We start from the raw sequence: 13,096 nt of genomic DNA, 5'->3' as shown, positions 1-13,096 counted from the left end.
CGATCGAGACGTGCGCGGTTCTTTGCCTGGCGAGCCTTAGGAGACGAACGAACCCACTCCAGCTCAGCGCGCATTTTCTTTGCGCGCTTGGCGTCCTGCTGGTTTTGAGCCTCAAGGCGAGCTGCCTTGTTCTCCAGATAAGTTGAGTAGTTACCCTCGTAAGGATAGAGCTGTCCGCGGTCAACCTCGCAGATCCACTCAGCGACGTCGTCGAGGAAGTAGCGGTCGTGCGTGACGGCCATGACAGCACCGGGGTAATCATGCAGGAACTTCTCAAGCCAGAGCACCGACTCCGCGTCAAGGTGGTTGGTGGGCTCGTCAAGAAGCAGCAAGTCAGGCGCCTCGAGAAGCAGACGACACAGGGCTACACGGCGTTTCTCGCCACCAGAGAGATGAGTGACGGGAGAGTCTGGGTCTGGGCACTGGAGAGCGTCCATTGCCTGAGAGAGCTGGCTGTCCAGATCCCAGCCGTTAGCTGCGTCGATCTCGGTCTGGAGCTGGCCCATCTCTGCCATCAGGGCGTCAAAATCGGCGTCAGGATTGCCCATCTCAACGCCAATCTCATTGAAGCGCGCAATCTTGGCAAGCAAATCACCGAAGGCAAGCTCAATGTTCTCCTTGACCGTTTTGGTCTCATCCAACGGCGGCTCCTGCTGGAGCAGGCCAACGGTGTAACCTGGGGTAAGCTTTGCCTCGCCATTAGAGACGTCCTCCATACCGGCAATAACCTTGAGCAGGGTGGACTTTCCCATGCCGTTTGGACCCACGACGCCGATTTTTGCGCCTGGGTATACGCCGACGGTGACGTCATCAAGGATGACCTTCTCGCCGACTGCTTTGCGAGCCTTGTACATCTGATAGACAAACTCTGCCATGTGCTCCTCCTTAAGGGGCTGTCAGATGAAATATTCACATAGTCCATTCTAATGAAATATTGCGAGGACTCCACAGTAGAGAAGCTGGAAAGAGGATACGTCTGCAAAACGCAAGGTCACGTTGCGGTGCGCATGTGCGATCCGGTGCGCGAGAGTGCGACGCGGAACGTAAGCGCGCGATGCGGTGCGCGAGGGTGCGACGTGGAACGCAAAAACACACCTATGTCAGATAATCTGTCAAAAAGGCGTATACATCGCACTCAAAACCTCTATATCTTGCAGATTATTGGACTTAGGTGTGTTTTTTGACTCGCATTTAGCAGATTATCCGACATAAGTGTGTAGCCAGAGGCTCGAAAATAGCGTTAGTTAAACTATTTATATATCATTATTCATCATTACGAATATTGGTCCTTATTTATACATAATAATGAATTGACCCATTAATTGTGATCATGGCTCGCGTTAGATAGCCGACTTCGGATGGTTTATCGCAAGGGACACCAAATCTCCAAGCTATATAGCACAATCGCACTGTAAATTGCCGTTCAACCGCGTCGTTACGAACGAGTAGGAAGAATGGCAACAAAATTGTGGGCTAACGTAGGCTTTTTTGTTTGACGTGGCCCTTTGTGGTTTAAGTGAGCTTATGGTTTGACGTAGGCTTTTATGGTTTTACGTGGCCCTGATTTGCTTTATCTACAGCGTCTTTGACCATCTGCGCGTACAGAGTGCCACCACGATTAATGGAATCTGAATCAGAGCCAAAGTGAACGTAGTCAGTACCTGCCCAAATGTCAGGATTATCCTGAGCAACCTGTGCCCAATCCGCAATGGTAATGAAGTCGTACTGTTGAGCGAGTTCAAGCTCATGAGCACGGATGGCATTTGCACCAGCATTTGGATCGGAGTTTCTACCGTCATACGGAGTGACAAAAATCAGACGATGTCCGCGCGGTAGCATGTCCACAATCTTATCAACCGCATCGGAGCCGCCAACAGGGTTGGTGCCCAGGGCAACAACAACGTCCTGGTAGAGGGTGTTGTTATCGATCGCAGACTGCAGCAAATCTACGCCCATCGCCACATTTCTACTAACAGAAGCGTCAATTTGAGCATCGGGCAGCGCATCCTGCAGGTAAGAACGAGCGCGCAGCGAAACAGAATCGCCAATGTAGGTGACTCCCTCAACAACGTTGTAGTTGCTTGCCTGCGAGGTATCCGCATGCTTGCGAGTCATGGTCATGGTACTCTGCTCCTGCAACGAAGCATTGAGCAGCAGATCGTTCTGGAAATCGCTAAGCTGTGGAGCGGTTAGCGCAATAAAGGCAACGGCCGCAGCAAAAGGAATAAGCGCAAGGCCGGTACCTCGCAAAACCTTCTGACCATCAAGCTTGATGCGCGAGAAGATCTCCGGAGACTTCCCTGCCAGCGCTGGCTCAAGTACATAGAACGAGCAGCTTGCAAATACAAACGAAAGCACCAGGGTTAGGAGTGCAGCTAGGACTGGATCGACCTTCTCGGCAAAAATAATGTACAAAGGCCAGTGGAACAGATACACGCCGTAGCTGGTATCTGCCACAAAAGAAACGATGCCAGGCTCGTTGATACCCTCGGTTTTTTGATGCAACATGCGAGCAAAGAAAATCATTGCGGCTGCTGCGAGCGAGGCAAAAAGGAAACCAAAGGTGTACGTGAAGAGATCCTCGAAGTGCATGAAGACGCTCAGGAAGACAAGAACGCCGCAGCTTGCCACAAGGCCCACAAGCGTTAGCTGAGTAGAAAGCTTCTGCTCGAGCTGGTCAAAGAGCTCGCCCGTCTGAGCAATTCCTGCAACACACGATAAAAGCGCACCGATAAAGAAGGGGAACACGTGCGTTTGCGTCGAGAAATACTGGATAGAAAGATTCGTGGAGTTTTGGGCGCCGTTGGCCATCGCCAAGTAAGTAACAACGAACAGCACCAGGGAAGCTCCAGCAATCTTTACCTTATAGCTTCTAATTGTTTTGCTCATGCAAGCAAGCAGCCAGGCGCACAAACCCCAGAGCACATAAAAATGCATCTCAACGGCAAGACTCCAGGTGTGCAGATACACGTGAGGAGCAAATTGATTCTCATAGCTGTTGCCCAGAACTATCTCAAAGTAGTTAGTTACAAAGCCAAGAGCTGCGGCAATCTGATACTTAATACCGGAAATGAACTCGGTACGCACAAGCAGAAGAAACGGCGTGCATACAAGCACCATAAACACAAGCGGCGGCACAATTCTGTAGAAACGCCTGCGCAGGAAACCAATGACGTCGATGGATCTAAAGCGAGCAAACTCGTCAATCAAGAGAGCCGTGATGAGATAGCCCGAGAACGTAAAGAATACGTCGACACCAATGAAGCCACCTGGAAGCGCGTCCTTAAAAAAGTGATATATGAGGACTAAAACAAGTCCTGTTATACGTACAAGCGAAAACCATTTAATTCGCACTTTGATAAATCCCTTGCTTAAAAGTTCCTTCGTACACAATGTTGTCTTGCGTAGTGAGCTTTCCCTGTCCGTCTGCCTGGCCTTTTACAAACTGACCTTCGTACGTCCAGCCATCTTTTGAAGTATACGTTCCCGTACCTTGGAAATACCCGTCGACAAATTCTCCCTCGTAGGTATCACCATTCTCAAAAGTCATCTTGCCTTGACCATTCATCTTTCCCTGAATGGTAGTGCCGGTATACGTCACCTGATTGTCGCCGAATACCAGCGTTTTTTGACTTGGTCGGTTAACCAGAACAATCGAGAGCACCGCAAGCACCAAAATTGCAACAACGCTTACCAGCTCGAGCTTTCTTCTGCCCGCACTCACCGGGCGAGAATGACGCTGCTCTGGTTCTGGATCTGCTTGATTGCGAGGACGCTTCTCCACACGAATGCTTTTGCGGGCAGATAGAGGCGTTTTCTGACGCTTCTCTTTTTCTGGCTCAACTTTAGACCGCATATTTTCTGCAGGTTTTTCTGCGGGCTGTGTAGCGGACTTTTCTGCAGGCTGTGCAGCAGACACTTCTGCAGGCTTACGCTGCGCAAACGACGCAAAAGCAGACGAAAGCTGCTCAGATGCAGTCTGCAGAGAGGCTACTGGACTTGCCGTAGTATCAGCCTTTTCTACGGAAGCCTGAGGTGCTTCTACAGGCACAACTTCCCTTGCCTCAGATGAAGACTCAGGGACATGCGCTGCTTTAACCATATGACGAGCGTTTCTTTTTTTAGCAGAAAAACGCGTAGGAGAACTCACTGGGTATTCCAATTCAATCGATTTGTTAACTATTTCATTGTACTAATTTCCTTCAACTTTTGAATTGTCATTTGTCCTATACACATTTACCAGATTCACAGGTACGCCCGCTGTTTTTCTGCGATTTTCTGTTCTAAGGAAAAAGAGAGAGGGGTACACTACAAGGTGGTATTAAAAAAGAAACAAAATGTGCTTACTAAAGTGTGTTCTAATTAGAAAGTTACATCATCGACATTATCAGGGAGGCGAAGATGGCAGAAGCAATTCGTAAAGTAAATATCATTGGCCATTTGAACCCAGATACAGACAGCATTTGTTCTGCAATTTCTTATGCGTATCTCAAAAATCAGATTGATAACCCTATCTATGAAGCTCGTCGCGCTGGCTCACTCAACCGTGAGACTGCGTTTGTCCTAAATCACTTTGGCTTCGAAGAGCCACAGCTTATTACTACGGTTACTCCTCAGATCAAAGATGCAGAAATTCAAGCTCAGCCAAAAGTTGATGCTGGAATGAGCCTCTATGCTGCTTGGCAGCTCATGCAGGACGTTAAGCTTGATACACTCTGCGTTACTGATGAGGAAGAAGAGCTTACCGGCCTGATTGCCGTTAAAGATATTGCAAATGCAAACATGAGCCTTTCCGAGCCAAACCTGCTCTCTAAGGCTAAGACAAGCTATGCAAATATCGTTTCTACGCTTGGTGGCACCATGGTTCTTGGTGATCCTCAGGGCGTTGTTAAGCAGGGTAATATTCGCGTTGGTACCAGCGCTTCTGCACTTTCAGAGATTGTTGATGCTGGCGATATCATTGTTGTTGCTGGCAACCATGAGAACCAGACTATCGCAGTTGAGCACGGTGCTTCTTGCCTTATTGTCTCTTGCGATGCTCCAATTGCTCAGGACGTTATTGACCTGGCTAAAAAGCGTGATTGCGCTATTATCAGCACTCCTCGCGATACTTTTGAGGTAGCTCGCCTGCTTATCATGTCTATGCCTGTACGTGAGAAGATGCTCACTAACGACATCCTTAAGTTCAGCGTCAACACCGCAATTGATGATGCTCGTAAGGAAATGACCAACTCAAGGCACCGCTTCTTCCCTGTTATCAACGAGAACGGCACCTTTGCAGGTCTTATCAGCGGTCCTGGTCTTTTGAACCCTCGCAAGAAGCATGTCATTCTTGTTGACCACAACGAGCGCACTCAGGCAGTTGATGGTCTTGAGCAGGCAGAGATTATGGAGATTGTTGACCACCACCGCATCGGCTCCATTGAAACTTCTAACCCAATTACCTTTAGAAACGTCCCTGTTGGCTGCACCTGCACCATCATCTATGGCCTCTACCACGAGTACGGCATCGAGATTCCAAAGAATATTGCTGGCCTCATGCTCTCTGCAATTCTTTCCGACACCCTTGCATTCCGCTCCCCTACCTGCACCGAGCGCGACATTGTTGCTGGTAAAAAGCTTGCAGAGATTTGCGGAGAAGACATTGACGCTTACTCTGAGCAAATGTTTGACGCTGGCGCAGACCTCACTGGTCGTACTGCAGAAGAAGTCTTCCACGGTGACTACAAGGTATTCAGCCGTGGCGGCGTAAAGTTTGGCGTTGGCCAGGGCTCCTTCATGACCGAGTCCAGCCGCAAGGCTGCGGAGGAACTTGTTGGACCATTCTTGGAGACTGCCGCTAAGTCCGAAGAGCTTCCAATGGTCTTCTACATGTTCACCGACGTAAAGAGCCAGGTCACCGAGATGCTCTTCTACGGCGCAAATGCTGCCAACGTCATCGAACGCGCCTTTAACGTAAAGGTTGACGGCAACATTGCTGTTCTTCCAGGTGTTGTCAGCCGTAAGAAGCAGGTTGTTCCATCTCTCATGGCAACGCTTCAGACGCTCGCCGAGGAAACCGCCAACTAACACGGGTTTCTCGCGCGTCGGGTTTCTCGCGCGTCGGGTTTCTCGCGCGTCGGGTTTCTCGCTATTGTTTAAATGAGTAACGCCTACCTGCACTTTCGCGGGTAGGCGTTTTTCTACAGGAGCTGTTCTATGACGGCGCCAATTCTGTCTCTGATCACCAGATTGGCTCGACCATCGTACGGCGTAGGTTGGTCGTTGATAATGGCCATTTTGTTGCCCTCGTAGTAGTCGAGAAGACCGGCGGCAGGTTGCACTACCAGCGAACTTCCTGCAACCACAAGGACCTCCGCTTGTGAGATAGCATTCAGCGCGCCGTAGACCGTGTCCATATCAAGACCCTCTCCGTAAAAGACGATATCAGGCCTAATAACTGCGCCGCATTGACAGAGCGGCACCACAGACGACTGCTCTTCAATCTGATCAAGCGTGTAGGTGTGGCCGCACTCGGGACAATAAAAACGCGTCTCGTTGCCGTGGAGCTCAAACACACGCTTGCTACCAGCAGCTTGGTGTAGTCCGTCAATGTTTTGCGTCACCACCGCGCGCAACTTTCCCGCAGCTTCCAAGTCTGCCAGCCACTTGTGAGCAATGTTTGGCTGAGCCTCCCCCAAATGATGAGAGTTTCTAAAATACGTGTAATACGCTGCGGGGTAATCTAAAAACACATCAAGCGAGAAGATCTCTTCAAGCGTAAAGTCTGGCGCCCTACTGTAGGCAAAAGACTCCTCGTTATCGGGGTCAACCGTAACGCCATTTCCCAGGTCGTAGGCTTCTTTTCCCATGTCATAGCCGTCTTGGCCCAGGCCAATGGTCATGTTTTCTACTTTGATACCGCCCTGACGATACAGACCGTTAGTACCCCTAAAATCAGGAATACCGCTTTCTGTTGACACGCCTGCGCCACCAAAGAAAACAATGTTATCTGACGACTGAATCCAGTCTTTAAGCTGCTCAATCTTGGTCATTAGGCACCTCTAACCTAAAAAGGGACCCGGATAAACTGGGTCCCTCGTCTCAAGCGCCGGAGCTCTTGGCGCTGAAAACGCTAGTAATCAAACTCGTCAGGAACATACTCAGTAAGGCATGCATCCAGACCGGCTTCAATTTCCTCATGATTCATATGACGGCCAATGAAGCACAGCTTTGTTTGACGATCGCCCAGTTCATCATCCCATTCTGCGCGTAGCTCGGGTTTCTCGTCAAGAAGGGTTTCTCGCTCATCCTCTGGCAGCGATGCGTAGAACATGCCATTCTCGTAGAACTGGACCTGCTTGCCGGCCTGCTCAAATACGTAGCTCATCTCGGGGTCTTGTGAAATCCAGATACTACCCTTGACACGGATGATATTCTTTGGCCAGCTAGCCACAAACTGGTTAAGTTTATCCAGGTCAAATGGCTGACGGCGTCGATACACAAAGGTGGTAATCTCGTACTCCAAAACCTCTGGGTCTTCGTGCTCCTCAGGATGCTCCATTGCATCCATCCAGGCAGCGGAGGCGTAGGCTTTGTCAAAGTCAAAACGGCCCGTATTGATAAGCTCGCTCATTGGAATGTCACCGTTGACCGCCTCAACAATAACGGCGTCTTTCTGCAGGCTGCGAACAAGCGCCTTGAGCTCGTGAAGCTGCTCTGGAGTAACCAGATCGGTCTTGTTGAGCACCAGCGTAGAGCAGAACTCAATCTGCTGAATAAGCAGGTTCTCGATGTCGTCCTCTTCAATATCAGGGTCGAGAAGATCGGCGCCGTTGTGGAACTCCTCAAACATGCGAGCACAGTCAACAACTGCGACGATGTTATCAAGGTTGAGGTGAGAGTGATTAGTTGCATGCTGGCTCTGATTGCAGAATGCAGAAATGTTATAGGTAATGGGGATTGGCTCGCAGATGCCCGAAGCCTCAATAATGATGTAGTCAAACTCCTCGGTATCAGCCAAATCACCCAACTGAAGTGCCAAGTCATTAGAAAGGGTGCAGCAGAGGCAACCGTTAGTGAGAGGAATAACGTCGCCTTCTTTAGCGTAGCCGCCGTCTTTAATAAGACCAGCATCAACGTTAATCTCGCCAATATCATTGACGATAACTGCTGCGTGAATACCTTCAGTGTTAGAGAGAATGTGGTTCAAAATAGTGGTCTTACCTGCGCCTAAATAGCCGGTAAGCAGCACAATTTTCACCTGCTTTGGTTCAGACATAGTGAGCTCCTATCAAATGTCAAACTTTTATATCAAAGAATAAACTTCTTACCGGTAAAAGTGGGCCCTGACGCTTAAGTGAGTCAGGGCCCAACCTTCGCGTTACAAATTATCGAGCCGGAAGCTTAGAAGCTACCGCGATCAATAATCTTGCCTTCCTTCATGATGACGTCCATGTTCTCAGGCGTGAGGTCGCGGATGTTGTTAGCAACGTCGCCCTTGACTACGAGGATATCAGCAGAGAGGCCTTCCTTGACAGCACCAAACTCGTTCTCCTTGCCAAGCATCTTTGCGCCGTTGTAAGTAGCAGCTGCAACAGTATCAAGGATGGAGATGCCAACCTTCTCGACAAAGTCATACATCTCATCGATGGTGACATAGCCGTAAGGAGTGACAAAGCTGAAGGAATCGGAGCCGATGGTAATGGTGATGCCCATATCATAAGCCTTACGCAGGTTAGCATAGGTGCGTGCAAGGCCCTTCTCGACAACAGTCTCGCCTGGGAATGCGTCAAGCTCTGGAGTCCAGTCTGGTGGATAAGTTCCGTACCAAGTTGGCAGGAAGCCGATGGTTGGGGTGAAGTATGTTCCCTGCTCAGCCATAAGCTTCATGGTGCGCTCGTCAAGCTCAAAGCCGTGAATGAGCTGCTTGCAACCAAAGCGGACGCAGTCATATGCAGCGTCAAAGTTATTGTAGGAGTGAGCGTACAGAGGAATGCCTACCAGTGCGCACTCGTCAGCAATTGCCTTGATCTCCTCGGTGCAGAAGAGCTGCAGACGGTCGGAGTCCCAACGCCAAATGCCGCCACCGGTTGCCCAGATCTTGATGCCGTCAGGCTCTTCACGAAGACGACGGCGAATTGCCTTACGAAGCTCCCATGGACCGTCTACCTGGTCGCCCCAAGGGTGTCCATCCTTGGAAATCTGCAGTGGCAGGTGGTGAGAGTCACCGTGACCAGCAACGCGGCAAAGGCCAAGGCCGGTAGCAAAGATACGAGGACCCTGCATAATGCCCATGTTCACGAGGTCGCGGATAGCAATACCATTGCGGCCAATCTCAACGACAGTGGTGAGGCCGTGGGTAAGAGCGTCATAAGCCTGCTTGACTGCGCATGCCTGCTTCTGAGCAACGGACTCGATAACCCAGTCGTTATCGTTGTCAGTCAGGTTGCCGGAGAAGTGCAGGTGTGTATCAACAAGACCAGGCATTACGGTATGGCCAGATGCGTCACGTACCTCATATCCCTCTGGGACCTCTTTACGAGGACCAGCATAGGTAATCTTGTCGTCATCGATAAGGACAAGGGAGTCCTCAACTGGTGCAGCGCCAGTACCGTCAACGAGCTTGCCGCCTACAAAAGCATACTTACTCATGTTTCCCATCCTTCCTTTGTTGTCCGCTCACTTCTTTTAAACGGACGAGGTTTACTTGCATAGTAAGCCCGGGTTAACTCCTTTGGAATAAGTTAGCCATGGTTGCCGGTAAGCGGAGCAAAAATACCCATGAACGGATGTTCAGATATCAATAATTTCATATAAACATCTAAAGTATTTGATTACTTCATATTTGCTATGACTACATTGCATAGTTGTGTCAAAACAGTTTTTGTCCGGTATCCGTGGTAAGGTTGAGAAAACAAATTAAGGAGGGGCAATGTCTCAGAATTCTTCGTCGCAGTCCAGCTTTTTTGCACTTATATCTCGCATGCGCTACATTGAGCGCTGGTCGCTTATGCGCAATTCTCGATCAGAAAGCCTTGCTGAACACGCCCTTGACGTGGCCGTTATTTCTCACTGCCTAGCAACTATTGCAAATGTGCGCTATCACAGAAATCTTGACGCAGATCGTGCAGCTCTTATTGGTATATATCACGATGCATCAGAGATTATCACCGGAGACATGCCCACGCCTGTAAAGTATGCTAATTCAGAGATTAGAGATGCCTATCATCAGGTAGAGGCACGTGCCGAGAAAACCATTCTCTCCACACTGCCAGAAGACCTGCAAGATGCCTATGCTCAGGTGCTTACTCACAGCACTGAGGCTTCAGAGAGTGAAGCTTATCTTAGAAAGCTTATTAAAGCTGCAGATAAGATTGCAGCACTTATTAAGTGTATTGAGGAGGCTCAGTCTGGAAACTCAGAATTTATTACCGCTGAAGCCTCAACTCGTGGAGTTGTTGAAGATTTAGCAGATTCTCTTCCAGAAGTGCGCGATTTTATGACAGAATTCCTACCTTCGTACGGAGAAACGCTTGATCAGCTTCTGTAAAGAAACGCTGATTTTACCCACTTGTTGAGGAGTTACTTTGCGCGCACTACATGCACGTTTGCCTAAAAACTTTGTTCTGGAAGAGCGCTTAGAGGCGTATTCCAGCGTCATTGAACCTCATCCAGAGGCTTTGAGAGGTACGTGGGCTTCTGCGTGTGCGCCAATTACTGCTGAGGGGCATGTTCCCTTCTCTGAGGTCCGTGTAGACCTTGGCTGCGGCAAGGGATCTTTTACTGCCGCTCAAGCTAAGGCAAATCCTAACGTGCTTTTTGTAGCCATTGATACAGAGCCTATCTGCATTTCATACGCTGCAAAAACAATTTATGAAGCAGGAGTGCCTAACGCCATCGTAGTTCCTGGTACTGGTATGAAGATTGATGAGTACTTCTCGCCAGAAGAGGTCTCTGTAATCTATCTCAACTTCCCTGCTCCATTTCCTCGAATCAGGCAGGCAAAGATGCGCCTCACCGATGCTGAGCGTCTTATGCAGTATAGAAATGTTTTGGCTAAAGAGGGTGTTGTTCGTCTTAAAACGGACAGTCAGCCACTTTTTGATTTTTCTCTTGAGCAAGTTGAAGTTGCTGGTTACAACTTTATTTGGAAAACGCGTGATGCTCAGGCTGATTTTCCAAATGACGTTCCTAGCGAGTATGAGCAAAAACTTGGTGCCCAGGGTGCTAAGGTTCACGCGTATCTGATTGCTCCAGGTCCTGTGCCAGCAGATTTCACACCCACAGAGCCTGTCAGTCTTGTTGACTACCTTCCAGAAGATTTAGAGTCACTAACCTACGTTCCTCATGGAATGGAAAGCACGGTCCGCAATCTTGCAAACCGTGCTCGTAGACTTCGTAAGAAGGCTCAGTAATTTGTAATTGGCTATGTGTAGAAACAGCCGTTTGTGAAAACAACCTTTGTAGGAGCGCTCCTTTGCGAGCGCTCTTTTTTAGGCCAGCAGCCCTGACTCTTTTACTTGATCGACTTTATATTCAAAGCTCTAGTGGAATTAAGAACCGCAAGCACCATAACGCCTATGTCTCCAAAGACCGCTAGCCACATGGGAGCCAAACCAAAGGCTGCAAGGATCAAAACAGCAACCTTAACTCCAATAGCAAACACAATGTTTTGCTTTGCAATACCCAAGGTATGACGAGCAATCTTTACGGCCTTTGAGAGCTTAGAAAGCTTGTCGTCCATAAGAACTACGTCGGCGGCCTCAATAGCAGCATCAGACCCCAAACCGCCCATAGCAACGCCTACATCAGCGCGTGCAAGAACGGGTGCATCATTGATGCCGTCACCGACAAAAGCAAGGGACTTACCAGCTGTCTTTTGGGCGAGAAGGCCTTCGACCGCAGCTACCTTATCCTGTGGAAGCAGTTCAGCACGAACCTCAGTAATGCCCATCTGAGCAGCAATCTCTTCTGCAACGTCGCGTTTATCGCCCGTGAGCATAACAACCTTAGAAACGCCAACGTCTTTGAGGGAAGCGATTGCTGCTGGAGCATCAGCTCGTTCGCGGTCAGAAATAACAATGTGGCCCATGTAGGTCCCATCAACAGCCACGTGAATGATGGTTCCGTGGTTCTCGCACGCTTTCCAAGAAGCTCCTACGCTCTCCATAAGTGCGCTGTTGCCAACAGCAACGCTCTTACCATTCACGTTAGCGCAAATGCCTTGACCAGCAATTTCTTTGATGTCCGTGATAACACAGTCATCGTCCTCGCTTGGATAAGCAGCACGAAGAGCTGCAGCAATGGGGTGCGTGGAGTGCATCTCAACGTGAGAAGCTAGGTGCAGAAGGTCCTTCTCGCCAATGGCCTGAGGATGAACAGCAAGGACCTCAAAGACACCCTCGGTCAACGTACCGGTCTTGTCAAATGCAACGGTATCAAGGGTAGAAAGCATATCAATGTACGCAGAGCCCTTGATTAGGATGCCCTCCTTCGAAGCAGCGCCAATACCGCCAAAGAAGGCCAGTGGCACGGAAACTACCAGCGCACAAGGACATGAGGCAATAAGGAAGGTAAGCGCCCTTACAGCCCAGGTAGAAGCGTTAGCTACAAAGTCTCCCGAAAGCAGTGGTGGCAAAAACGCCAGCGCAATGGCACTGTAAACAACTGCTGGAGTATACACGCGAGAAAAACGACGAATAAAACTCTCGCTCTTGGACTTGTTTTGGTTTGAGCTCTCTACCAGCTTAATGATGCGGGAAGCAGTAGAGTCTTCAAAGAGGTGGGTAACGCGGGCACGAACCACACCAGAAAGGTTTACGCAGCCCGAGATAATGGTATCCCCCACTGTTGCGTCACGAGGCACGCTCTCACCAGTAAGAGCAACGGTATCAAGACTGGTAGAACCCTCGACGATCTCTGCGTCCACCGGGACGCGATCGCCGGGCTTGACCACAATAATTTCTCCCAGCCCAACCTCTTCTGGAGAGATAGTGAGCAGCTGTCCGTCACGCTCAACCGTTGCGCTATCAGGGCGAATATCCATAAGCTTGGCAATAGACTTCTTGCTGTTATCGGAAGCAAGGTGTTCAAACACCTCTCCTACCTGGAAGAA

10 protein-coding genes are annotated in these 13,096 nt (G+C 49.5%); 3 read left to right on the top strand and 7 right to left on the bottom strand.

Features of this window, described 5'->3' with window-relative positions:
* The 3 genes from RWJ96_RS06495 to RWJ96_RS06485 all read right to left on the bottom strand — a co-directional run.
* On the bottom strand, positions 1-875 hold an 875-nt coding region (locus tag RWJ96_RS06495; protein ID WP_314019563.1), incomplete at its 3' end, for an ATP-binding cassette domain-containing protein.
* Between the two features lie 667 nt (positions 876-1,542).
* A complete protein-coding gene (locus tag RWJ96_RS06490; RefSeq protein ID WP_314019562.1) occupies positions 1,543-3,354 on the bottom strand; it encodes an acyltransferase family protein in 1,812 nt (603 codons plus the stop codon).
* Complete coding sequence (locus RWJ96_RS06485) at positions 3,344-4,150, bottom strand: hypothetical protein (RefSeq protein ID WP_314019561.1); 807 nt, start codon at positions 4,148-4,150, stop codon at positions 3,344-3,346. Before RWJ96_RS06485 ends, RWJ96_RS06490 begins: the two co-directional genes overlap by 11 nt.
* A gap of 251 nt (positions 4,151-4,401) precedes the next feature.
* Between RWJ96_RS06485 and RWJ96_RS06480 the strand changes: the two genes are divergently transcribed.
* Entirely contained in the window at positions 4,402-6,069 is a 1,668-nt protein-coding gene (locus tag RWJ96_RS06480; protein ID WP_314019560.1) for a putative manganese-dependent inorganic diphosphatase, read from the top strand.
* Between the two features lie 113 nt (positions 6,070-6,182).
* Here the strand turns inward: RWJ96_RS06480 and RWJ96_RS06475 are convergent, their stop codons facing one another.
* The 3 genes from RWJ96_RS06475 to RWJ96_RS06465 all read right to left on the bottom strand — a co-directional run bounded on the left by RWJ96_RS06475 (position 6,183) and on the right by RWJ96_RS06465 (position 9,633).
* On the bottom strand, positions 6,183-7,034 hold the full coding sequence (locus RWJ96_RS06475) for an NAD-dependent deacylase (RefSeq protein ID WP_314019559.1): 852 nt from the start codon (positions 7,032-7,034) through the stop codon (positions 6,183-6,185).
* Positions 7,035-7,114: 80 nt separating this feature from the next.
* Positions 7,115-8,260, bottom strand: a complete 1,146-nt coding sequence (locus tag RWJ96_RS06470; protein ID WP_314019557.1) for a GTP-binding protein — start codon at positions 8,258-8,260, stop codon at positions 7,115-7,117.
* 125 nt (positions 8,261-8,385) lie between these two features.
* Complete coding sequence (locus RWJ96_RS06465; RefSeq protein WP_081933327.1) at positions 8,386-9,633, bottom strand: amidohydrolase family protein; 1,248 nt, start codon at positions 9,631-9,633, stop codon at positions 8,386-8,388.
* A 280-nt stretch (positions 9,634-9,913) separates the two neighbouring features.
* On the opposite strand from RWJ96_RS06465, the gene yfbR reads away from it, so the two are divergent.
* Together yfbR and RWJ96_RS06455 are read left to right on the top strand one after the other, a co-directional pair.
* On the top strand, positions 9,914-10,531 hold the full coding sequence (gene yfbR, locus RWJ96_RS06460) for a 5'-deoxynucleotidase (protein WP_314006936.1): 618 nt from the start codon (positions 9,914-9,916) through the stop codon (positions 10,529-10,531).
* Positions 10,532-10,568: 37 nt separating this feature from the next.
* Entirely contained in the window at positions 10,569-11,396 is an 828-nt protein-coding gene (locus RWJ96_RS06455; protein ID WP_314006934.1) for a methyltransferase, read from the top strand.
* A gap of 101 nt (positions 11,397-11,497) precedes the next feature.
* Here RWJ96_RS06455 and RWJ96_RS06450 read toward each other — a convergent pair.
* A partial coding sequence (locus tag RWJ96_RS06450; RefSeq protein WP_314019556.1) for a heavy metal translocating P-type ATPase occupies positions 11,498-13,096 on the bottom strand: 1,599 nt, incomplete at its 5' end.

Source organism: Lancefieldella parvula, assembly GCF_963547875.1.
Lineage (GTDB): Bacteria > Actinomycetota > Coriobacteriia > Coriobacteriales > Atopobiaceae > Lancefieldella > Lancefieldella parvula_D.
Note: the sequence above shows the minus strand (reverse complement) of the source record. Positions and strands in the feature narration are given on the sequence as shown.